Origin of the sequence: Streptomyces sp. PsTaAH-137 (assembly GCF_003259365.1) — a bacterium.
Classification (GTDB): domain Bacteria; phylum Actinomycetota; class Actinomycetes; order Streptomycetales; family Streptomycetaceae; genus Streptomyces.
The window spans coordinates 243,001-266,352 of record NZ_QLLY01000005.1 but is presented as its reverse complement, the minus strand read 5'-3'; the positions used below and the strand labels follow the sequence as shown (position 1 = coordinate 266,352).

Genomic DNA, 23,352 nt, shown 5'->3' with positions numbered 1-23,352 from the left:
CGTCCGGGCCCGGCGCCGTGGGCTGGCACGGTCCCCGGTGAACCGGGGCCGTGCGCGATGCCCTCACCTTGCCGGGCCCGTGTTTCGTCGCGGGATCCTGTTGTTACGCGGCCGTAAAGGTGAGCCCGGCGGCCAGCTCCCGCCCGGGCAGCCGCACATGCTCGCCGTCCTCGACCAGCACCTCGCCGCCGACCAGCACGGCGGCCACGGTCCTGCTGCCGGCGCAGGTCAGCAGGGTTGCCCCCGGATCGCGGACGGGGAGGCAGGCGTAGTCCCGGTCGAAGCGGTGCAGCACCAGATCCGCCTGCATGCCCACCTGCACCCCGTCGGGCCGCTCCTCCAGGCCGAGGACGCGGTTGGCGCCGTTCGCGGCCAGGGCGAACATCTCGGGGAATCCGAGGAGGTCGGCCTTGCGGTGCGCGGCCCGCTGCAGATACGCGCCGATGCGCAGTGCCTCCAGCATGTCCTGCGTGTCGTTGCTCGCGGCGCCGTCCACCCCGAGCCCGACCCGCAGCCCCGCCTCCAGCATCTCCGGCACCGGGGCGATGCCGGAGCCGAGCCGCATGTTGGAGAGCGGGTTGTAGGAGACGCCGACCCCGTTCCTGGCCAGCGTCGCGCGGCCCGCCGCGTCCAGCTCCACGCAGTGCACGGCCAGCAGCCGCTCCCACAGGAACCCGGCCCGTTCCAGATACTCGACGGCGCCGGTCCCCGCATGCTCGCGGCACATCACGTCGTCGGTCGTCGTCTCCAACAGGTGCAGGGAGACCGGCAGTTCGCGCTCGTCGGCGTACGCGCGCACCGCCGCCATGCCCTCCGGGGTCAGACAGCGCGGATTGGGCACGGCCACCCCGACCGCCACCCGGCTGCCGCGCGCCGCCCCGATCAGCTCGTCCGTGTGGGCGAGGGCCTCCTTCAGCGGCTGCATCAGGCGCGGGTCGAAGCCCCACTTGCGGCTGCCGTCGGCCCGGTCGGCTACCCCGCGGCACAGCACGGCCCGCACCCCGCTGTCCCGCAGGGCCCGCAGCACCGCGTCGTGCACCTCGGGGGAGGGGTGCGGCCACATGTGCTCGACGAGCGTGGTCGTACCGCTGCGCAGGGCCTCGGCCGCGGCGGCGGCAGCGGTCCAGTACGCGCGCTCGGGCGTCAGCCGTGCCGCCTCCTCGCCGACGGCGCTCAGCCACGACAGCAGCGGCAGCCCCTCACCGATGCCGCGCAGCCCGGCCTGGAAGAGATGGGTGTGCGTGTTGACGAGACCGGGCGTCAGATGGGCGCCGGATCCGTCCAGGACCCGCTCCCCGTGCGGCAGTTCACCCTTCGGTACGAGGGCGTGGACGCGGCCGTCGACGAGGTGGACGTCCATCGCGGCGTGCCAGGTGCCGCCGCTGAAGACGGTGACGTCGGAGATCGTGTCGGGGGTCATCGCGCGGATTCCTTCCGGAGGCGGAGCGGGCGGCCGGGAGTGTGGTGGAACAGCAGGTTGAGGAGGAAGGCGACGATCCCGGTGACGGCGATGCCGCTGTCCAGGACCGTGCGCGCGTACGAGGGCAGCGGCGCGTAGAAGTCGGGGGCGCCGACCGGGATCATGCCGAGCCCGAACGCGAGCGCCACGGTCAGCAGATTGCGGGAGTCCGTGAGGTCGGCCCTGGAGACGATCCGCAGTCCGACCGCGCCGACCGTGCCGAACATGACCAGCGACACCCCGCCGAGCACCGGCCCCGGCACGGCCGCCACGGCCGCGCCGAGCACCGGGACGAGGGCCAGGACGACCATGAGCGCCCCGGACAGCGCCACGACATGGCGGCTCCTCACCCGCGTCACGCTGACCAGGCCCACCGACTGCCCGAACGTCACGATCGGGAAGGAGGACAGGGCGCCCGAGACCACGGTCGCCGCGCCGTCCGCGCGCAGGGCTCGCACCACGGTCGGCGCGTCGTCGCCGCGCCCCACGATCTGCCCGACGGCGAGGGTGTCACCGACCGACTCGACCATGTTCACCAGCTGCACGACGAGCATCGCGGCGATCGCGGGCACCACGAAGGTCGGCGCCCCGAACGCGGCGGGTTCGGGGACCGTGACGGCGTCCGCCCCGGTCACCCCCGAGCCGTCGAACAGGCCCAGCGGCACGGCCAGTACGGTTCCCGCGGCCATCGCGACGAGCACCGAGAACCGGGCGACGGCGGGCGGCGCGAGCCGCTCGACGAGCACGACCAGGACGACGGTCACGGCGGCGAGCGCGAGCCCCTTGCCGCCGCCCCCGCCGCCGGTCACGAGCCCGGCCGCGGACGGCACGAGCGAGAACCCGATCACGGCGATGACCGTCCCCGTCACCAGCGGCGGGAACAGGTGCAGACAGCGCCCGAACCACGGCGCGACCGCCAGCGTCACCAGACCCGACACGATGGTCGCGCCGAACACCGCGGCGAGCCCGTGCTCCTGCCCGATGAGCACCGCCGGGGTGATGGCCGTGAACGTCGACCCCATGACCAGGGGAAGGCGCGCCCCGGCGAAGCCCTTGACCCCCAGCGACTGGAGCAGCGTCGCGAGACCGCTCACCAGCAGGTTGGCGGTGATGAGAAGCCGTATCCGGTCCTCGGGCAGATGCAGCGCGGTGCCCACGAGCAGCGGCATCGTGGCCATGCCCGCGTAGGCGACGAGCAGGTGCTGAAGGCTGAGCGGGATCAGCCGGCGCAGCGGCGGCTGTGCGTCCACGGGGTGCGGGCCCTGCTCGGGTGCGACGGCTTCGGTGTCGGCGGGGGCATCGGTGCGCGCGGAGACAGCCATCGTTCCTCCCTGAAAGCTCGGTGGAAGACGGCTGGTTAGCGTCCGGGGCGATGAACGGCCGGACGCGCACCGGCCGTTGCAGCCATGACCGGTGTGCGGGTGACGGTAGGCAGCGGGTGTTTCGGACGCGTTGCCGTCAGGAAACCGCCACCGACCGCACACCTCTCGGCCGTGCCCTCACACGTGCGCAGATTGGTCCAGACCCATTGACGAAAGGTCTGGACCTGCTTAGCGTGCGACATGCTCGCGACACCCCACCACTGTCCAGCGAGAACCAGGGAGCCCCCATGTCACCGCGCCCTCGCACCGCCCGCCTCCTCGCCGCCGCCCTCACCGCGGCCGCGACCGTCACCACCCTCCTCGTCACCGCACCGGCCGCCCCCGCCGCCGACACCTGCGCCACGAAGCCGAGACCGTCCGGCAAGGTCCTCCAGGGCTACTGGGAGAACTGGGACGGCGCCGCCAACGGCGTCCACCCGCCCTTCGGCTGGACCCCCCTCACCGACCCCGCGATCGCCCAGCACGGCTACAACGTCATCAACGCCGCCTTCCCCGTGATCCGCTCCGACGGCACGGCGCTCTGGGAGGACGGCATGGACACGGGGGTGAAGGTCGCGACCCCGGCCGAGATGTGCCAGGCCAAGGACGCGGGCCAGACCGTCCTGATGTCGATCGGCGGCGCGACGGCCGGGATCGACCTCAACTCCACGGCGGTCGCGGACCGTTTCGTCGAGACGATCGTCCCGATCCTGAAGCAGTACAACTTCGACGGCATCGACATCGACATCGAGACCGGCCTCACCGGCAGCGGCAGCATCTCCCAGCTGTCCACGTCCCAGTCCAACCTGATCCGGATCATCGACGGCATCCTGGCGCAGATGCCGGCCGGGTTCGGCCTGACGATGGCCCCCGAGACCGCCTATGTCACCGGCGGCAGCGTCACGTACGGCTCGATCTGGGGCGCGTACCTCCCGATCATCAAGAAGTACGCGGACAACGGCCGCCTGTGGTGGCTCAACATGCAGTACTACAACGGCTCGATGTACGGCTGCTCCGGCGACTCCTACTCCGCCGGAACGGTAGAGGGCTTCACCGCCCAGACCAGCTGCCTCAACCAGGGCCTCGTCGTCCAGGGCACGACCATCAAGGTGCCCTACGACAAGCAGGTGCCGGGACTTCCCGCCCAAGCGGGCGCCGGCGGCGGCTACATGACGACCGGTCAGGTGGCCCAGGCCTGGAACACGTACGGCGGGGCGCTGAAGGGTCTGATGACCTGGTCGATCAACTGGGACGGGTCGAAGGGCTGGACCTTCGGCGACAACGTGAAGGGTCTCTAGCCGCCGGTCCCCGCCGCCTCGCTCCGGCGCACGCGCCGCGTCATCACGGCGGCGGGGACGGCGACCGCCAGGAGGACCGGCGTCGCGGCCAGGATCCCGAACCAGAGGAAGAGGGCGAGGTAGCCGTAGGCGCCGGATCCGCCGCGCGTGTCCGCGTCGGCCTGCGAGACGAGGACGCCGCTGATCACGGCGGCGACCGCCATGACGCCGCCGACGGTGAGCGCGGACCGCGTGAGGAGGGTGGCCCGCCGCCGGTAGCCGTCACTGATCTCCTGGCCGACGGGTGGCGCGTACCCCCACCGCGGACCGGTCCTCGGTGCCGGGCGATGGGCCGGCCTCTGGTCAGACATGAGGCCCAGTTCTACTGTGCGCGACCCCGCGTCCGCCACTTGAACGGCGCGAGTGCACATTCCCTGATGGTGGGTCAACTCCCTTATGAGTCAACGCCGGTGACCGCGGCGCCCGTCGGACCGTCGGCGTCCGGCGCGGGGTCGGCCGGGCCGAGCGGCTCGCCCTCCCACAGCACGCAGCGCCACCCGGTCTCGGGGGAGCCGTCGAGGACGACGACGCCGGTGTTGGAGAGGGGGTGGGACGCCGAGTGGGCGACGTCGATGTTGGTGGCCCGGGCCGCCACCCAGGTGCGGATGGCCGCGCCGTGGCTGACCATCGCCACCGTCCCCGCCCCGGAGCCGGCCGCCTCGGCGACGACGGCGTCGAAGCGGCCGAGGGCCTCGGTGCCGTTCTCCGCGCCCGGCATCCGCCGCTCGACGTCACCGGCCGCCCAGGCGAACGCGGTCGTCATGTAGATGCCCGCGGCCTCGTCGTCGCCGCGCATCTCCAGCTCACCGGCGATCAGCTCCCGCAGCCCCTCGCGCACGACGGGCTCCAGGCCCCTGGCCTCGGCCAGCGGCGCGGCGGTGAGCTGGGTGCGCAGCAGCGTGGAGACGTACAGCGCGTCGATCTCCTCGCCCGCCAGGGCCTCGGGCAGCGCGGCGGCCTGCTCCAGGCCGAGCGGGGTGAGGCCGGGGCCGGGCACCGCGGTGTCCAGGAGGTGCTTCAGGTTGGACGGGGTCTGGCCGTGGCGGATGAGGATCAGACGCATGTGGGGCGGGCCTCCAGGTCTCCGGGGATGTCCAGTGCAACCTCTCCACTGTGCCACCCGCCGAGCCGGACCGGCCCGCCCCCTGTCCTGCGCAGCAGGTGTTACTTGTCGCCCTCGCGCATCGGCACCCGCACCCCGCGCGCGTCGGCGACCTCGGCCGCGTGCTCGTAACCGGCGTCGACATGCCGGATGACACCCATCGCCGGGTCGTTGGTGAGCACCCGCTCGATCTTGCGGGCGGCCAGCTCGGTGCCGTCGGCGACGCAGACCTGACCGGCGTGGATGGAGCGGCCCATGCCGACGCCGCCACCGTGGTGCAGGGAGACCCAGGAGGCGCCCGACGCGGTGTTGACCAGCGCGTTCAGCAGCGGCCAGTCGGCGATCGCGTCCGAGCCGTCCTTCATGGCCTCGGTCTCGCGGTACGGGGAGGCCACCGAACCCGAGTCGAGGTGGTCGCGGCCGATGGCCACGGGAGCCGACAGTTCGCCGCTCGCCACCATCTCGTTGAACTTCAGGCCCGCGAGGTGGCGCTCGCCGTAGCCCAGCCAGCAGATACGGGCCGGCAGGCCCTCGAAGGAGATCCGCTCGGCGGCCATGTCCAGCCAGCGGTGCAGGTGCTTGTTCTCCGGGAACAGCTCCTTGATCGCCTTGTCCGTCTTGGCGATGTCCTCCGGGTCGCCGGACAGCGCGGCCCAGCGGAACGGGCCGAGGCCCTCCTCGAACAGCGGCCGGATGTGCGCGGGCACGAAGCCGGGGAAGTCGAAGGCCCGCTCGCAGCCGGCCTTGCGGGCCTCGTCGCGGATCGAGTTTCCGTAGTCGAAGACCTCCTTGCCCTGGTCGAGGAAGCCGACCATGGCCTCCACGTGCAGGCGCATCGACTGCCGGGCCTTCTCGGTGAACCCGGCCGGGTCCGCCTCGCGCTCCTTGTCCCAGTCCTCGACCGAGATGCCGACGGGCAGATAGGCGAGCGGGTCGTGGGCCGAGGTCTGGTCGGTGACGATGTCGATCGGTGCGCCGCGGCGCAGCAGCTCCGGGAAGACCTCGGCGGCGTTGCCGACGACGCCGATGGACAGGCCGCGGCGCTCGTCGCGGGCCTTGACCGCCAGCTCCAGGGCGTGGTCGAGGTTGTCGGCCTTCACGTCCAGGTAGCGGGTGCCGATGCGGCGGTCGACGCGCGACTCGTCGACGTCGACGCAGATCGCGACGCCCTCGTTCATCGTCACGGCGAGCGGCTGGGCGCCGCCCATGCCGCCGAGACCGGCGGTCAGCGTGATCGTCCCGGCGAGGGTGCCGTCGAACTTCTTGCGGGCGACGGCGCCGAAGGTCTCGTACGTGCCCTGGACGATGCCCTGCGAGCCGATGTAGATCCACGACCCGGCCGTCATCTGGCCGTACATGGTCAGGCCCTCGGCCTCCAGCTTGCGGAACTCCTCCCAGTTGGCCCAGTCGCCCACGAGGTTGGAGTTGGCGAGCAGCACGCGCGGCGCCCACTCGTTCGTGCGCAGCACGCCGACCGGCTTGCCCGACTGCACGAGCAGCGTCTCGTCGTCCTTCAGCGTCTTCAGGGTGCGCACGATCGCGTCGTACGCGTCCCAGGACCGGGCCGCCTTGCCGGTGCCGCCGTAGACGACGAGCTTGTCCGGGTGCTCGGCGACCTCGCCGTCGAGGTTGTTCATGAGCATCCGCAGGGCGCCCTCCTGCTGCCAGCCGAGGGTGTTCAGCTCGGTGCCGCGCGGGGCGCGTACCGGACGAGGCTGCGCCCCGGAGGGGCTCTCCTGAGGGTGGTGGCGGGTGACGGGCGGGAGGGGGCCGGAGCCGGTCATGAGACCTCCAGAAGAGCCGGTGTTCCCGACGGTACGGGGCGCCGGCGGGGAACGGGTGGATCACCGCCCCGGACGGGGAACGGTTCGTGCTCTGCCATCACAGAAGAAGGGGGACTCCCGGACCAGTGCGCCGGGGAAGATGTCTCGGATCCGAGACTGCTTCGCCCGGCGGGCCCGTCGGGGCTCAGGCGGGGGAGTGGCCGAGCATCGCCGCGGTGAGCCGGGCCGCCGCGCGCCGCAGCCGTTCCGCGATCTCCTCCACCGAGTGGCGCCCCGCCGCCTGCCGCCAGGTCGTGGACAGCGCGGCGACGGGCTGCCCGAGGTGGTCGAAGGCGGGCACCGCGAGCGACCGCATCCCCTCCGTCACCAGGCCGACCTCCTCCGACCAGCCCCGCTCCCGCTCGTCGGCGAGGCCGCGCCGCAGCTCGGCGGGGGTGCGCGGGCCCCGGCCCGTACGGGTGATCAGCGGCCCGGTGGGGAACAGCGCGCGGACCTGGGCGGGCGAGGAGTGGGCGAGCAGGGCGCGGCCGTTCGCCGTCAGGTGGGCGGGCAGCCGGACACCGACATCGGTCACGAGGTCCGGCGCGGGCTCCGGCGTGTGCGAGGCCGACGGCAGCTCCTTGAGCAGATAGACGCTCTCCGCCCCGTGCAGCACCCCGAGGTGCACCGGCTGGCCCAGCTCCCTGGCGAGCGTGCGCACGAGCGGGCGGGCCAGCCGCTCCAGGGGCTCGTGCCGCAGATAGGCCGAGCCGACCTCGAAGGCCGAGACCCCGAGCCCGTAGAGCTGTCCCTCCGGGATGTACGTGACGAAGCCGCGGTCCACCAGCACGGTGAGGATGTGGTAGACGCTGGAGCGCGGGATCCCCAGGTCGGCGGCGAGCGCCGGTGCGCGGACCGGACCCGGCCGGCCGGACAGATGGAGCAGGATGTCCAGGGCGCGGCCGACGGCCGGAGAGGCGCTGGTGGGCATGGGGGCGACCCTACGCCGGGCGGCGACGATCGCGGAAACCTCAGATGGGCGGCGCGCCGGTCCGCGTAGCGTGCGGGCGTGGAACTCTTCTCACGTACCTGGACCGACCTGCTCGCGGCGGTCGCGGAGCTGACGGACGAGGACTTCGCGCGGCCGTCCGGCTGTGCCGGCTGGCTCGTCCGCGACCTGGTCTGCCATCTCGTCATCGACGCGCAGGACGTACTGATCACCCTGGTGACCCCCGCGGACACCGCTCCGACCCGGGACGCGGTGACCTACTGGACCATCGACGACCACCGGCCCGGCGAGGACGATCCCCTCGCCGCGCTCACGGTCCGGCTCGCCGCCGCCTACGAGGACCCGGGCCTGCTCCGGTTCCACCTCGACGACGTCGGCTCCGCCGCCGGACGCGCCGCGCGGCTCGTGGACCCGGCGCTGCGGGTCGCCACCCGCGACGAGGTGCTGACCGCGGGCGACTACCTCGACGCCTACGTGCTGGAGTGGACGCTGCACCACCTCGACCTGATCGCCGACCTCCCCGACGCGCCCCGGCCCTCGGCCGAAGGGCTGCGCCGCGCACGGGAGTTGCTGGAGGCGGTCGCGGGCGCGGCGCTGCCCGCCGCGTTCTCCGACACGGACGCCCTCCTGCTCGGCACCGGGCGCCGCGCGCCGGACGCGGCGGAGCGGGCGGCGCTGGGGGAGGTGGTGGACCGGCTGCCGGTGCTGCTCGGTTGAGAGGGGCCGTGGCCGTCGTGGCGCGGGCGCGCCGATCCGTCCTGACGTCCTTTCAACCGGCCTTCCTGTGTCGCTCTCTGGCATCAACAACGCGTAAAGATTGCCGGAATCCGGCAATGCGCGAAACCCCTGTCCCAGGACAGGATGACCACGGCAGAAACGGGGGCCGGACCCCGGTGCCGCGGCTCGGAAACGAGGCGTGGCACCGGGGCGGAGCCGAGCACGGGGTGAGGGGGGCGTAGGAATGGGGGAGTTCCTCACGGCCGGCTTCGGGACGGACGCGGGCAGGCGCACGGCGCGCCCGACGGACCGTATCGCTCCCGACGAACCCGGGCCGTCGTCGCACGGCTCCGGCGCGATCACTCACCCGGCCTCCGCCTAGGCGGTCCGGGCGCCGGCAGGAGTGTGCGGCACGGCCGCCTCCGACCGCGTTCTCTCATCTTCTTCTCGGGGTGCGATCCGCCCCCGGATCCAAAGGATTCCACCATGGATGCCACCACCGTGGGCATCGGCGTGTCCGTCGTCGCTGTCCTTCTCGTCCTCGCCGTCATGCTGCTGGTGTTCACCAGACTCTTCCGGAAGGTGGAGCAGGGCAAGGCGCTCATCGTCTCCAAGATGCGCAAGGTGGACGTCACCTTCACCGGGCAGGTCGTGCTGCCCGTCCTGCACAAGGCCGAGGTCATGGACATCTCGGTGAAGGTCATCGAGATCACCCGCACCGGCCGCGACGGCCTGATCTGCCGGGACAACATCCGGGCCGACATCCGGATCTCGTTCTTCGTGAAGGTCAACAAGACCGTCGACGACGTCATCCGGGTCGCACAGTCGGTCGGCACCGCCCGCGCCAGCGACGTGAAGACGCTCCAGGAACTGTTCCACGCGAAGTTCTCCGAGGCGCTCAAGACCGTCGGCAAGGGCATGGACTTCACCGACCTCTACACCAAGCGCGAGGAACTCCGCTTCAAGATCATCGAGGTCATCGGCGTCGACCTGAGCGGCTACCACCTGGAGGACGCGGCGATCGACTACCTGGAGCAGACGCCGCTCAGCCAGCTCGACCCGCACAACGTCCTCGACGCGCAGGGCATCCGCAAGATCACCGAACTGACGGCGATCGAGCACGTCAAGACCAACGAGTTCCAGCGCACCGAGGAGAAGGAGATCACCCGGCAGAACGTCGACGCCCGGGAGACCATCCTCGAACTGGAGCGCCGCCAGGCCGACGCCGAGATCAAGCAGAAGCGGGAGATCGACACCGTGCGGGCCCGCGAGGAGGCCGAGACCGCGCGGGTGGTCGAGGAAGAGCGGCTGCGCGCCCAGGGAGCCTTCCTCGCCACCGAGGAGAAGCTCGGCGTGCAGCGCGAGAACCAGGCCCGCGAGGTCGCCGTCGCGCAGAAGAACCGCGAGCGCGTCATCGCCGTCGAGAACGAGCGCATCGAGAAGGACCGCCTCCTCGAAGTCATCGCCCGGGAGCGCGAGACGCAGCTGACGAAGATCGCCGCCGAGAAGGAGGTCGAGGCGGAGAAGCGGGAGATCGCCGAGGTCATCCGCGAGCGCGTCGCCGTCGACCGCACGGTCGCCGAGCAGGAGGAGTCCATCAAGAAGCTCCGCGCGATCGAGTCGGCCGAACGCGACCGGCAGGCCGTCGTCATCGCCGCCGAGGCCGAGGCGCAGGAGAAGCTGGTCAAGGACATCAAGGCCGCGGAGGCCGCCGAGCAGGCCGCCACGCACCGCGCCGCCGAACGGCTCACCCTCGCCGAGGCCGAGCTGAAGTCCGCCGACCTCCAGGCGCAGGCCAAGGTCAAGCTGGCCGCGGGCATCCAGGCCGAGACGGCGGCCGCCGGTCTCGCCGAGGTGCAGGTGCGCGAGCAGGAGGCCGACGTCATCGAGAAGGCCGGGCGCGCGGAGGCCGAGGCGACCGGGGCGCGGCTGCGCGCCGAGGCGGACGGCGAGCGGGCCAAGGCACTCGCCGAGGCCGAGGGCGGCCGGGCCAAGGCGCTCGCCGAGGCCGAGGCCATCGCCGCCAAGCTGAAGGCCGAGGCGGCGGGCATCAACGAGAAGGCCGCCGCCATGGCCGCCCTCGACGACGCCTCGCGCGGCCACGAGGAGTACCGGCTGCGGCTCCAGGCCGAGAAGGAGATCCGGCTCGCCGGGATCGACGTGCAGCGGCAGGTCGCCGAGGCGCAGGCCACGGTGCTGGCGACCGGCCTGGAGAGCGCCGACATCAGCATCGTGGGCGGCGAGTCCGTCTTCTTCGACCGGCTCATGTCCTCGATCGCGCTCGGCAAGGGCGTCGACTCCTTCGTCCAGCACTCCGACACCGCACAGGCCCTCGCCAAGCCGTGGCTGGACGGCTCGGCCAGCTTCACCGACGACCTGTCGAAGATCCTCGGCTCCGTCTCCACGGCCGACGTGCAGAACCTCACCGTCTCCGCGCTGCTGATGAAGATGATGCGCGACGGCGGCGAGCAGTCCGGACAGATCCGCGAACTGCTCGACAAGGCGAGCCAGTTGGGCGTCGCCGACCTGCCGCTCGGCAAGCTGAACGGCGCGGCGCACGCCTGACCGCACAGACCGGCCGGGGCCGCCGTACGGGGGTCGGCGGTTCCGGCCGCACCACATCTCTGCCCGAACGTGCAGGACGCAGGAAAGGACGCCACGCATGGAGACCGGCACGGCCCGGACGGCCGACGGCCCCGACGCGGGCACGTACGAAGTACTGCGCGACCGGCTCGCCGCGCAGGCTCGCGAACTCGCGACCCGCGCAGGGGCGTTGAACGACCGGCGCGGCGCCGCGTTCGGCTCCACGGAGCTGAGGCTCACCGGCAGCGGTAACCTCCGCACCGAGGCGCCGCGACTGGCCCGCGACGTCGTCGCCGTCGGCGGTGTCCTCCTCGTCGGCCTGCGCGACGTGCTCGGCACCGAGCCGCCCGGCGTCGGCGACATCTTCGCCCTGCACGCCCCCGACGGCGACCTGGCGAGGCTGCCCGACGACGCCGTGCCCGGACTGCTCGACGACCCGGCGTTCCGCACCGAGTTCGCCGGCCTCTTCCGCTACTACCGCGACGGCCGCCTCCTCGAACTCCGGCTCGTCGACGGCAAGTTGCTCGCCGTCTTCCAGACCGGCGACAAGGCCGACGACATCCGGGTCCTGCGCTGGGAGCTCGACGGCCGCGGCGGCGCCCGCTTCCTCGACGCGCGCGGCGACCGCGACGACGTACGGCCCGCCGCCCACGACATCACCTGGCAGCCGACGACCCGCGAGGACCACGTCCTCGGCCGCCACCCGCACATCGCGATCCCCGGCGGCGAGGTGTACGTCTCCACGGTCGGCGGCAGCCTCACCGTCAAGACCGAGGACGACACCGAGACCGGCGCGGGCATCCACGCCGAACCCGTCGACGAACCGCTCCAGTCGCTCGCCGACGCCGCCGTCGCGCACGCCCGCGTCGGCCCGCTGATCCTGCTGCGCGTGCGCCCCTACAAGGAGGCGGCCGACCGCCACCTCGTCTTCAACACCCTCACCAAGGCCGTCGTCCGCCTTGACGGTATCGGCCAGGCCTGCCGGGTCCTCCCCGACGAGCAGGGCGTCGTCTTCCCCGGCGGCTACTGCCTGGCCACCGGCGCCCACAAGACCTTCGACGCCGTCGACACCACCGGCCTCGCCTACGAGCGCACCGTCCGCGCCCCCGGCGGCGAGGACGTCCTCTACGTCTTCCGGGCCCGCGCGGCAGGCCGCACCCTGCTGCTGCCCTACCACCTCATCCGCAAGGAGATCGCCACCCCGCTCACCGGCCGCGGCCACGCCCTCTTCGACGACGGCACCCTCGTGCTGCTGCGCGACACCGCGGGCACCGAACCCGGCCGGACCCACGCCGTGCAGAGCTGGGCGACCCCCTTCACCGCCGACACCCACGAGACCGCCGCAGGCTCCGGCGACCCCGAACTGGCCCGCATCGGCAACGCCGACCTGGTGCGCGGCATCGCCGACTGCCTCTCCCTCGTCCACACCGTCCAGGAGGCCGCGGCCACCCCGGCGGCCACCGCCTACGAAGCCCTGGCCGCCGCCTGCGAACGCGTCACCGACACCTTCCCCTGGCTCGCCGACACCGGCGAACTCCGCAAGCCAGTTGACGAGTTGCGGTCCACAGCCGCCCGGATCGTCACCGAGTACGAGACCGTGCGCGCCCTCACCCAGCAGGCCGCCGACGCCTTCGACGAGACCGCCGCCCACCTCGCCACCCTGGTCCGGCGGATCCGGGGCGAGGCACCCCGCAGCGCCCACGAATGGGTCGAGCGGCTCACCGAGCTGCGCCGCGCCCAGGGCCACCTGCTCACCCTCAAGGACCTGCGCTACGCCGACGTCGAGCGCATCGACTCCCTCGCCGAGCAGCTCGCCGCCGACCTCGCCTCGGCGGGCGCCCGCGCCGTCGCCTTCCTCGCCAGGCCCGACGCCCTCGCCGCCCACCACGCCGACCTCGACCAGCTCACCGAGCAGGCCGCACAGCTCGCCACCACCGCCGAGGCCGCACCGCTCGCCGAGCGCGTCGCCGAACTCGCCGAGCAGTTGCAGACCGTCACCGACGTCGTCGGCGGCCTCGACATCGACGACGCGACCGTACGCGCCGACGTCCTGGAGCGCATCGCCGAGGCCCTCGCCGGGGTCAACCGGGCCCGCGCCACCCTCGACGCCCGCCGCCGCGAACTCGCCGTCCACGAGGGGCGGGCCGAGTTCGCCGCCGAGTTCTCGCTGCTCGGCCAGGCCGTCACCGGGGCCCTGGCCGCCGCCACGACCCCCGAGGCCTGCGACGACCAGCTCGCCCGCCTGCTGCTGCGCCTGGAGAAACTGGAGGGACGCTTCGCGGACAGCGACGAGTTCCTCGCCGACCTCGACGCCCGGCGCGTCGAGATCCACGAGGCGTTCGCCGCCCGCAAGCAGACCCTCGCCGACGACCGCGCCCGGCACACCGAACGCCTCGCCACCTCCGCACAGCGCATCCTGGAGACCGTCGCCCGGCGCCTGTCCGACCTCGGCTCCCTCGACGAGATCAGCACGTTCCTGGCCTCCGACCCGATGGTCGCCAAGGTCCGCCGCACCGTCGAGGCGCTGCGCGAGCGCGAGGACCAGGTCCGCGCCGACGAACTCGACGGCCGGCTCGCCGTCGCCCGCCAGGACGCCCTGCGCGCCCTGCGCGACCGCACCGAGCTGTACGCCGACGGCGGCACCGCGCTCCGGCTCGGCCGGCACCGCATCGCGGTCAACACCCGGCTGCCCGAACTCGCCCTCGTCCCGCACGGCGACGACGGCATGGCCTACGCGCTCACCGGCACCGACTACCGCGCCCCCGTCGACGACCCGGACTTCGCCGGACTCCGCGCCCACTGGGGCCAGTCACTGGCCTCCGAGAATGCCTACGTCTACCGCGCCGAACACCTCGCCGCCCGCCTCCTCGCCGAGCGCGGCGCCGAGGACCTCCTCGCCGCCGCCGACCTGCCCGCCCTGGTCCGCGCGGCGGCCGAGGAGGCGTACGACGAGGGCTACGAACGCGGCGTCCACGACCACGACGCCACCGCGATCCTCACCGTGCTGCTGACCCTGCACACCGGCGCCGGACTGCTCCGCCACACCCCGGCCGTCCGCGCCGCCGCCCAGCTGTTCTGGGCACACGCCACGACCGAGACCCAGCGCGGTCAGTGGACCCGACGCGCCGTGTCGCTGGCCCGCGCCCGCGACACGTTCGGCCTCGCGCCCGCCATCGACGACTGGTGCGCCGAGGTCGCCGAGCGCATCGGGCCCGCCGCCGAGGAAGCCGGGCACGTCGCCGCCTACCTCTTCGAGGAGCTCACCACCGGCCCCGAGGGCTTCGTCACCGCCACCGGCGCCCGCACCTTCCTCGACAAGTTCCGCCGCGCCGTCGACAGTTCGGCGTACGAGGACGACCTCGCCGCCGTCGGTGACCTCGGCGCGCGCCGCTCCCTCGTCGAGGCCTGGCTGACCGCGTACGCGACCGCCGTCGGCGACGACGCCGGTGAACTGCCCGAGGCCGTCGCCCTCGAACTCTGCCCGGACCTGCCGCGCCACGACGCCGACGCACCGCTGGCCGCCACCGTCGAAGGGCTGCTCGGCACCCACCCGCGGATCGACGGGCGGCGCCTCACCTTCCGCCTCGACGAACTCCTCGCCCGCACCCGCGACTTCCGCGAGCACACCGTCCCCGGCTTCCGTGCCTACCAGCGGCTGCGGACCTCGCTGGTCGCCGCCGAACACGACCGGCTGCGGCTCGCCGACCACCGGCCGCGCGTCCTGCCCACCTTCGTCCGCAGCCGCCTCGTCGACGAGGTGTACCTGCCGCTCATCGGCGACAGCCTCGCCAAGCAACTCGGCACGGCGGGCGGCCTGTTGCTGCTGATCTCGCCGCCCGGCTACGGCAAGACGACCCTCGTCGAGTACGTCGCCGACCGGCTCGGCATGCTCCTCGTCAAGGTCGACGGACCGGCCCTGGGTCACGACGTCACCTCCCTCGACCCGGCCGAGGCCCCGAACGTCACCGCCCGCCAGGAGATCGAGAAGGTCAACTTCGCCCTGGAGGCGGGCAACAACGTCCTGCTCTACCTCGACGACATCCAGCACACCTCGCCCGAACTGCTGCAGAAGTTCATCGCCCTGTGCGACGGGCAGCGCCGCATGGACGGCGTGTGGAACGGCGAGCCCCGCAGCCACGACCTGCGCGGCAAAAGGTTCGCGGTGTGCATGGCCGGCAACCCGTACACCGAGTCGGGCCACCGCTTCCGCATCCCCGACATGCTGGCCAACCGCGCCGACGTGTGGAACCTCGGCGACGTCCTCAGCGGCAAGGAGGAGGCGTTCGCGCTGAGCTTCGTCGAGAACGCGCTCACCGCCAACCCGCACCTCGCCCCGCTCGCCGGCCGCGACCGCGCCGACCTCGACCTCCTGCTGCGGCTCGCCGCGGACGACCCCACGGCCCGCGCCGACCGGCTCACCCACCCCTACGCCCCGGCCGAGACCGAGCGGATCGTCACCGTCCTGCGCCATCTGCGCACGGCCCGCGACACGGTCCTCGCCGTCAACGCCGCCTACATCGCCTCGGCCGCCCAGTCCGACGACGCCCGTACCGAACCGCCCTTCCTGCTCCAGGGCTCGTACCGCAACATGAACAAGATCGCCGCCCGGATCGACCCCGCCATGAACGCCGCGGAACTCTCCGCCGTCCTCGACGACCACTACACCGGCGAGGCCCAGACCCTCACCTCCGGCGCCGAGGCGAACCTGCTCAAGCTGGCCGAGCTGCGCGGCCGGATGAGCGATGAAGAGGCAGACCGCTGGGCCGAGTTGAAAGCCGCCCACGTCCGCACCCGGTCCCTCGGCGGCGCCGACGGCGACGACCCCGTCGTCCGCGCCGTCGCCGCCCTCGGCCTGCTCGCCGACCGGGTCGCGGCCGTCGAGTCCGCCATCACCCGGGCCGCCGGCCCCCTGCCACGTCAGGAACAGCAGCCGTGAACCGGCGAACCATGGGCCCCTCGCTGATCGTCTCCGCCGACGATGCGTTAATAAGGCGGAGCCGACAGAGCACGACAGTGAGGGCGCCCATGGCCGATCACGACATACCCGACCACTACCTGGACGGGTACGCCGCGCTGCTCGCCGACGCCTCCGCGACCGGCCGCCGTCTCACCCGCGACGAACTCGACACCCGCCGCGCACTCGGCGAACAGGCCGCCGACGCCGGATACGGGCTGCGCGCCCTCATCGCCGCACACCTCGCCGGCGCACGCGTCGGCTGGCCGGCCGGAGCCGTCGCCCCGGACAGCGTGATGGCCGCCGTCGAACAGGCCGTCGACGCCTTCGCCGAGGGCTACGAGCGTGCTCAGCGCCAGGCCATGCGACAGGAGGAGGCCGCCCGCCGCGAGTTCATCGACGACCTCCTCTACGGCCGCAGCGACATGGGCCAACTGGCCCAGCGCGCCGAACGGTTCGGCCTCCGGCTCGCCAACGAGCACGCGGTCGCCGTCGCCGAGGGCGAGTTCGCGTACGACGAGGGCGACGCCGTGGCGCGCGGGGTGGAACAGGCGATGATCGGCCGGTTCGGCGACCGGGACATCCTCCTCACCACCAAGGACGGCCGCCTCGTCTGCGTCGCCCCCGGAGACCAGGACGAGATCCTCAGCTTCTTCGCCAAGCAGGCGTACGCCGCCACCGACGGCGGCCACGTCGCGATCGGCCGCCCCCAGCCGGGCCCCGGCGGCGTCGTCCAGTCCTATGAGGAAGCCCTCAGCACCCTCGAACTAGCCCAGCGCCTGGAGTTCGACGAGCCGGTGCTGCGCTCTGCCGACCTGCTCGTCTATCCGGTGCTCACCCGCGACCGGCAGGCCATGGCGGACCTCGTGCAGACCACGCTCGGGCCGCTCCAGAGCGCCCGCGGGGGAGCCCAGCCGCTCATCGACACCCTCACCGCCTACTTCGACTCCGGCTGCGTGGCCGCCGAAGCGGCCCGGCGGCTGAAACTGAGCGTGCGCGCGCTCACGTACCGGCTGGCTCGCATCCACAAACTGACCGGCGCCGACGCCACCGACCCGGTCTCCCGCTACACGCTCCAGACCGCGGTGATCGGGGCACGGCTGCTCGACTGGCCGGGCCGCCCGTTGTGAGCGGCGCCCGCTAGACCGGCAGCAGCCGGCCCACCAGCGCGCTCAACTGGCGTGCGTTGCGGCACTCGTACATCTCGACGACGTCGCCGTACACCCCGGCCGCCGAGTCCCCGGTGTCCCACTGGGCGCGCGACTCCGGGTTGAGCCAGTAGGTGCGGCGGGCGGAGCGGACGATCCGGCGCAGCGCCGGGAGGTTCGGATCCTGCTGGTTGTTGCGGGCGTCGCCGAGGACGAACACGGAGGTGCGCGGGCCGACCGCGGCGCCGTAGCGCTCCACGAACTCGCCCAGCGCCGTGCCGTAGTCGCTGCTGCCGTGCCAGCCGGTCAGCGTCGCCTCCGCCGTGATCCGCCCGCTCAGCCCCTCCGGGTCGGCGGCGCCGTCCGCGATCAGGTCGGTCACCTCGTCCATGCGGTTGACGAAGGCGAACACCCGGATCTTGCTGAACTGGTCGTGCAGCGCCTGCACCAGCAGCATCGTGAAGTTCGCGAAGCCCGCGACCGAACCGGACACGTCGCACAGCAGCACGAGTTCGGGACGCGCCGGGCGCCGTCTGCGCAGCACCGGGTTCATCGGCACACCGCCGGTCGACAGCGAGCCGCGCAGCGTGCGGCGCAGATCGATGTGGCCGCGGGACGCGCGTCGTCTCCGGGCCGCGAGCCGGGTGGCCAGCTTGCGGGCCAGCGGGTGCACGGTCCTGCGCAGCTCGGCGAGCTGGTCCTTGCCCGCGTACAGGAACAGCGTGCGGTCCGGGGTCTGCACGGGCATCCGGCGGGCGACCTCGTCCCGGTCGCGGACCTCGGCGACCCGGCGCCGCGCCTCGTCGCGCACCCGGGCGCGGAACTCCTCGATGCGGCGCCGGATCTCGTCGGCCTCGATGCGGTCGGTGAACGCCCCCGACTGCCCGCCGCCGGCCCGGATCCCCGCCATGAGCTGCGCGAGCAGCGTCTGCGGACGCAGCCGGTCCAGGGCCTGCTGCGAGGAGAAGCCCGAGCCGCCGTCGTAGCCCCCGAAGCCGTCCACGGCCTCCGCCGCGAGGGCGTCGAGCGCGGCCCGGTCGTTCGTGGCCAGCGCCTCGGCGAGCCGGGCGCGCAGCTCGTCCCGGTCGGCGGGCCCCGACGGCCCGTCCGGCGCCCCGACCGTGCGCGGGAAGTACAGGTCGAAGACCGGGTCGAACACGGCGCGCTGCCCCTGGTCGTGCAGCAGCGCCGCGGCGAGCCCCTCGCGCACGTGCTCCCGGTCGGTCAGACCGAGCGCGGCGACGGCGCGGGCGGCGTCCACGCTCTCGCCGGTGCCGATCCGCATCCCGTGCGCGCGCAGCGCCCGGACGAGGGCGGTGACGCGGTCCGCGGTGCTCACACGGCGTCCAGATCGAGCTTGGCCGCCGCTGTCCGCACATCCTCCTGGTGCTTGAGGACGACGCCGAGCGAAGCCCGTACGACCTCCTCGTCGAGCCGGTCCGCGCCGAGCGCCAGCAGGGTGCGCGCCCAGTCGACCGTCTCCGCGACCGAGGGCACCTTGCGCAGGTCCATCGCGCGCAGCGCCCCCACGACCCGGACCAGCGACTCGGCGAGCACCGCGTCCAGCTCGGGCACCTTCAGCGCGACGATCCGCCGTTCCAGCTCCTCCTCGGGGAACCCGATGTGCAGGAACAGACAGCGGCGGCGCAGCGCCTCGGACAGCTCACGCGACGCGTTCGAGGTGAGGACCACGAACGGGCGGCGCGTCGCCTCGATCGTGCCCAGCTCAGGCACCGTCACCTGGAAGTCGGAGAGCACTTCGAGCAGCAGCCCCTCGACCTCGACGTCCGCCTTGTCCATCTCGTCGATGAGGAGGACCTTGGCGTCGTCGCCGCGGATCGCCGTGAGCAGCGGGCGCGACAGCAGGAACTCCTCGCTGAAGATGTCCGTCCGCGTCCGGTCCCAGGTCTCGTCGCGCCCGGCGGTGATCCGCAGCAGCTGCTTGGCGTGGTTCCACTCGTACAGGGCGCGGGACTCGTCGACGCCCTCGTAGCACTGGAGCCGGATCAGGCGCGCGTCGCTGATCGCGGCGACCGCCTTCGCCAGCTCCGTCTTGCCGACGCCGGCCGGGCCCTCCACGAGGAGCGGCTTGCCGAGCTTCGCGGCGAGGAAGACGGTGGTCGCCACCGCGGGGGAGGCCAGATAGCCGGTCCCGGCCAGACGAGCGGTGACATCGTCCACGGACGTGAACAACAGGGCCTCCAGAACGGGTGCGTCGCGGACTGCCAGCTGATCAGTTCGTTCAGCGCTCCACAATGACCCGGGACGCTTCATGGCGAACGTCACGTCCCGCACCGCCTCCTGAGTCTTGAACAAGGACCGACTCGGCGAACCGTCCGTATCCTGACCCCATGAGGCGCACTTCCTTTGCCGACTGGCCCTGCTCCATCGCCCGCACCATGGACCTCCTGGGCGACTGGTGGACGCCGCTCGTGCTGCGCGAGGCCTTCTACGGGATCACGCGCTTCGACGTCTTCCAGCAGGAACTCGGCATCGCCCGCACCACCCTCGCCGAGCGTCTGCGCCGCCTGGTCGACGAAGGGCTGATGGAGAAGCGGGCCTACGAGACGGCGCCGGTCCGCCACGACTACGTCCTCACCGACAAGGGCCGCGACTTCTTCGGAGTCCTCGCCGCCATGAACGCGTGGGGCAACCGCTGGCTGTCCGGCGAGGAGGGGGCGCCCGTCGTCTTCGAGCACGACCGGTGCGGGCAGGTCGCGGAGGCCGCGGTGGTGTGCGGCGGCTGCGGCGAGCCGATGACGGCCGCCGACACCCGCCCCCGCATGGGCCCCGGCTACCCGGAGCGACTGGCCAAGCGCCCGGACATCGCGGCCCGCTTCACCCGCTGAACGACCCGCGGCCGACCGGCCCGTTCCTCTTCACGCAGTTCTCTTGACGGAGTGAGTCCATCTACGAAACTCTCAAGGTCAGAACCGAGAGAGGTGGTCACCATGGAGTGGACGGGTGCGCGCTACGCGGACACCCCGACGGTCGAGGTGCGGCGCGGGATCGCGGCACCGCCGGAGCGGGTGTGGGAGCTGGTCACGGACATCGGCCTCATGCCACGCCTGAGCGACGAGCTGCAGGCCACCGAGTGGCTGGCGGAGGCGGGCGGACCCGAGGCCGGCGCGCGGTTCCTCGGCCGCAACCGGCACCCGTCCTTCGGCGACTGGGAGACCACGTCGTACGTCGTCGAGTGCGCGCCCTGCCGGGTGTTCGCCTGGGCCGTGTCCGACCCCGAACTCCCCAGCGCCGTCTGGCGCTTCACGCTCGACGCGCAGGACGACGGGTCCACGGGCCTGACCCAGTGGGTCCAGCTCGGCCCCGGCCGCTCCGGACTCTCGTACGCGATCGACCGGATGCCCGACAAGGAGCAGAAGATCGTCCACGTGCGGCTCAACGAGCTGGAGCGCGCCATGGCTGCCACGCTCGACGGGCTCAAGTCCCTCGCCGAGGGGGCCGGGACCCGCTGATGCGTACCTCTACGACGATCGAGGCGTCCGGCGGGAACTGGCGCGAGACGGTCGACTTCGTGACCGAGGCCGAGAAGCTCGGCATGGACATCTGCTGGGTCGCCGAGGCGTGGGGCTCCGAAGCGCCGTCCCCGCTGGGCTACTTGGCGGCCCGTACCGAGCGCATGCTGCTCGGCTCCGGCATCATCCAGCTCGCCACCCGCACCCCGGCCGCCATCGCGCGGGCGGCGATCACCCTGTCGAACCTCTCCGAGGGCCGTTTCCTGCTCGGCCTCGGCCCGTCGGGGCCGCAGGTCATCGAGGGACTGCACGGGGTGCCGTTCGCACGGCCGCTGGCCCGGATGCGGGAGACGGTCGAGATCGTGCGGCTTGCGGCGAGCGGGGAGAAGATCGCCTACGACGGCCGGGAGTTCACGCTTCCGCTGCCGGGCGGGGATGCCCGGCCGATGCGCCTCTCGATGCGGGCCGAGCACGAAATCCCCATCTACCTGGCCACGTTGTCGCCGAAGATGCTGCGGCTGACCGGGGAGGTGGCGGACGGGTGGCTGGGGACGAGTTTTGTTCCCGAGGGCGCCAAGGAGGCCTACTTCGACCACCTGGACGCCGGGCTTGCCCTCGCGGGGCGCTCCCGTGCCGACCTGGACATCTGCCAGGGCGCCGAGGTCGACTTCGCCGAGGACGAGGAATCCCTGCGGGCCATCGTCGCGAGCCGCAAGAAGGAACTCGCCTTCAGCCTCGGCGGCATGGGCTCCGCCTCGACCAACTTCTACAACCAGGCGTACAGCAGGCAGGGGTGGGGGGAGGTCGCGGCGCTGGTGCGTGACCGATGGCAGGCCGGGGACCGTGACGGCGCCGCCGCCTTGATCACCGACGACATGGTGCTGGCGACGACGCTCATCGGCACGGAGGAGATGGTGCGGGCCCGTTTGAAGGTGTGGCGGGACGCCGGGGTGGACACCGTGCGCCTGTACCCGGCGGGCGACTCGCTGACCGCCCGCCTCGACACGCTGGGCCGCGCCATTGCCCTGGTCCACGAGGTGGGTTGACCGCCGTTCGCGCAGTTCCCCGCGCCCCTGAAGACATGCGTTTCGTCATCGGCTGACGGCCGGTGGGGCTTCTCGCGCAGTTCCCCGCGCCCCTGAGGCAGGCGCTTCGCGCAGCCTCCCCTTGAGGCTGCGCTCCGCGCGCCTCCCGATAGGGGGCAGCGGCGGCGCGCCTCTTTGATGAGATGGCGCACGAAGTGCGCATCTCAGGGGCGCGGGGAACTGCGCGAGAAGCGGCCACCGGGCCGCGCCCGAAGAACGACCCAGGGGCGCGGGGAACTGCGCGACCAGCCACGACGGTGGCGCGCTCGAAGAAACGACCCAGGGGCGCGGGGAACTGCGCGGGAAGCGGCCACCGGGCCGCGCTCGACGAACGACCCGGGGTACGCGGCAGGCGGGCGGATCAGCGTTGGCCGGCTACCCGGAGGACTCGGGGCGCCGTGGGCGCCCCGGGATCGGCCCACCACGCGCTGTCCCCCTCGATGCGCCGCAACAGAATCCCCTCCCGGATCGCCCACGGGCAGATCGTGAGCCGGCGAATCCCCATCAGCTTCATCGCGGTATGCCCCACAAGCGCCCCGGCCAGCGCCTGAGCGGCCCGAGGCGCCGAGATACCCGGCAGCTCGGCGCGCCGCGCCACGGGCAGCGAGGCGAGATCGGTCACCGCCCCGCGCAGGGAGTCCCGATACAACTCCCGCCGCACAAAGGGCCCATGCCTCCCCGGAGGGGCCCCGCACAGACGGGCCAGCTGAGTGAACGTCCGCGACGTGGCGGCGGCCGTGATGGGCCCTTCCCAGCGGATCCGGGCCGCGACATCCCGGAGCTGATGCCGCACATGGCGCCGCAGCGCCCGCAACTCCTCCTCGCCGGGCACCTCGGCATCGTGCAGATGCTCACGGGTCAGCCGCCGCGCCCCGAGCGGCAGCGACACCGCGAAGTCCGGCAGCCGCCCCCGGCCGAAGGCGACTTCGAGGGAACCGCCCCCGATGTCGAGCACCCCGAGCGGACCCGCGCGCCAGCCCATCCAGCGCCGCGCCGCGAGGAAGGTCAGCTCGGCCTCCACCTCGCCGGGCAGCACCCGGACCCGTACCCCGGCGCCCTGCTCGACGGCGTCCAGGATCTCGTCCCGGTTGGGCGCGTCGCGGACGATGGCCGTGGCGAACACGAACGGCTCGTCGCTGCCCCACCGCTCGGCCTCCGCGCACGCCTCCGCGACCGCGTCCACGATGCGCCGCACGGCACGCGGCCTGAGCCGCCGGTCACCGTCGACCTCCTCGGACAGCCGCAGCCGCCGCTTGGCCGTGTGCACCGGCAGCGGAGCCCCGTCCCTGGCGTCCGCGATGGCCAGCCGCACCGTGTTCGAACCGACATCCACCACACTGATTCGCATGATCGTCGAAGCC

The 23,352-nt window shown here is 72.8% G+C and carries 17 protein-coding genes; 8 read left to right on the top strand and 9 right to left on the bottom strand.

What is annotated here, in order from left to right; all coding sequences use genetic code 11:
- Positions 1–103: 103 nt before the first annotated feature.
- Both K377_RS12985 and K377_RS12980 read right to left on the bottom strand, forming a co-directional pair.
- The gene (locus K377_RS12985; RefSeq protein ID WP_111663441.1) at positions 104–1,420 is read right to left on the bottom strand and encodes an amidohydrolase family protein; all 1,317 of its coding nucleotides are present in this window, start codon (positions 1,418–1,420) and stop codon (positions 104–106) included.
- On the bottom strand, positions 1,417–2,781 hold the full coding sequence (locus tag K377_RS12980; RefSeq protein WP_161195180.1) for a uracil-xanthine permease family protein: 1,365 nt from the start codon (positions 2,779–2,781) through the stop codon (positions 1,417–1,419). Before K377_RS12980 ends, K377_RS12985 begins: the two co-directional genes overlap by 4 nt.
- A 287-nt stretch (positions 2,782–3,068) precedes the next feature.
- On the opposite strand from K377_RS12980, the gene K377_RS12975 reads away from it, so the two are divergent.
- The gene (locus K377_RS12975) at positions 3,069–4,118 is read left to right on the top strand and encodes a chitinase (RefSeq protein ID WP_111663440.1); all 1,050 of its coding nucleotides are present in this window, start codon (positions 3,069–3,071) and stop codon (positions 4,116–4,118) included.
- On the opposite strand, the gene K377_RS12970 is transcribed toward K377_RS12975, so the two are convergent.
- From K377_RS12970 to K377_RS12955, 4 genes are all read right to left on the bottom strand, one after another.
- On the bottom strand, positions 4,115–4,468 hold the full coding sequence (locus K377_RS12970) for a hypothetical protein (RefSeq protein WP_111663439.1): 354 nt from the start codon (positions 4,466–4,468) through the stop codon (positions 4,115–4,117). The genes K377_RS12975 and K377_RS12970 overlap by 4 nt on opposite strands.
- 83 nt (positions 4,469–4,551) lie before the next feature.
- On the bottom strand, positions 4,552–5,220 hold the full coding sequence (locus K377_RS12965; protein WP_111663438.1) for a histidine phosphatase family protein: 669 nt from the start codon (positions 5,218–5,220) through the stop codon (positions 4,552–4,554).
- A gap of 101 nt (positions 5,221–5,321) precedes the next feature.
- Positions 5,322–7,043: a urocanate hydratase gene (gene hutU / locus K377_RS12960; protein WP_111663437.1), complete on the bottom strand. Its 1,722-nt coding sequence runs from the start codon at positions 7,041–7,043 to the stop codon at positions 5,322–5,324.
- 184 nt (positions 7,044–7,227) lie between these two features.
- Positions 7,228–8,013: an IclR family transcriptional regulator gene (locus K377_RS12955; RefSeq protein ID WP_111663436.1), complete on the bottom strand. Its 786-nt coding sequence runs from the start codon at positions 8,011–8,013 to the stop codon at positions 7,228–7,230.
- 78 nt (positions 8,014–8,091) lie between these two features.
- Here K377_RS12955 and K377_RS12950 point away from each other — a divergent pair, with 78 nt between their 5' ends.
- From K377_RS12950 to K377_RS12935, 4 genes are all read left to right on the top strand, one after another.
- Entirely contained in the window at positions 8,092–8,748 is a 657-nt protein-coding gene (locus K377_RS12950) for a maleylpyruvate isomerase N-terminal domain-containing protein (RefSeq protein WP_111663435.1), read from the top strand.
- Between the two features lie 486 nt (positions 8,749–9,234).
- Entirely contained in the window at positions 9,235–11,313 is a 2,079-nt protein-coding gene (locus K377_RS12945) for a flotillin family protein (RefSeq protein WP_111663434.1), read from the top strand.
- Positions 11,314–11,410: 97 nt separating this feature from the next.
- Positions 11,411–16,267 (top strand): DNA repair ATPase, encoded by a 4,857-nt coding sequence (locus tag K377_RS12940; RefSeq protein ID WP_111663433.1) that lies wholly within the window; start codon positions 11,411–11,413, stop codon positions 16,265–16,267.
- Between the two features lie 89 nt (positions 16,268–16,356).
- Positions 16,357–17,415: a CdaR family transcriptional regulator gene (locus K377_RS12935; protein ID WP_111663432.1), complete on the top strand. Its 1,059-nt coding sequence runs from the start codon at positions 16,357–16,359 to the stop codon at positions 17,413–17,415.
- Positions 17,416–17,425: 10 nt separating this feature from the next.
- On the opposite strand, the gene K377_RS12930 is transcribed toward K377_RS12935, so the two are convergent.
- Complete coding sequence (locus K377_RS12930; RefSeq protein WP_237551995.1) at positions 17,426–18,718, bottom strand: VWA domain-containing protein; 1,293 nt, start codon at positions 18,716–18,718, stop codon at positions 17,426–17,428.
- A 50-nt stretch (positions 18,719–18,768) separates the two neighbouring features.
- Positions 18,769–19,626 (bottom strand): MoxR family ATPase, encoded by an 858-nt coding sequence (locus K377_RS12925; RefSeq protein ID WP_111663430.1) that lies wholly within the window; start codon positions 19,624–19,626, stop codon positions 18,769–18,771.
- Between the two features lie 158 nt (positions 19,627–19,784).
- On the opposite strand from K377_RS12925, the gene K377_RS12920 reads away from it, so the two are divergent.
- From K377_RS12920 to K377_RS12910, 3 genes are all read left to right on the top strand, one after another.
- Positions 19,785–20,282, top strand: a complete 498-nt coding sequence (locus K377_RS12920; protein WP_111663429.1) for a helix-turn-helix domain-containing protein — start codon at positions 19,785–19,787, stop codon at positions 20,280–20,282.
- 102 nt (positions 20,283–20,384) lie between these two features.
- A complete protein-coding gene (locus tag K377_RS12915) occupies positions 20,385–20,906 on the top strand; it encodes an SRPBCC family protein (protein WP_111663428.1) in 522 nt (173 codons plus the stop codon).
- A complete protein-coding gene (locus tag K377_RS12910) occupies positions 20,906–21,952 on the top strand; it encodes an LLM class flavin-dependent oxidoreductase (RefSeq protein WP_111663427.1) in 1,047 nt (348 codons plus the stop codon). Before K377_RS12915 ends, K377_RS12910 begins: the two co-directional genes overlap by 1 nt.
- Positions 21,953–22,352: 400 nt before the next feature.
- On the opposite strand, the gene K377_RS12905 is transcribed toward K377_RS12910, so the two are convergent.
- A complete protein-coding gene (locus tag K377_RS12905) occupies positions 22,353–23,339 on the bottom strand; it encodes a Ppx/GppA family phosphatase (protein ID WP_111663426.1) in 987 nt (328 codons plus the stop codon).
- Positions 23,340–23,352 lie beyond the last annotated feature (13 nt).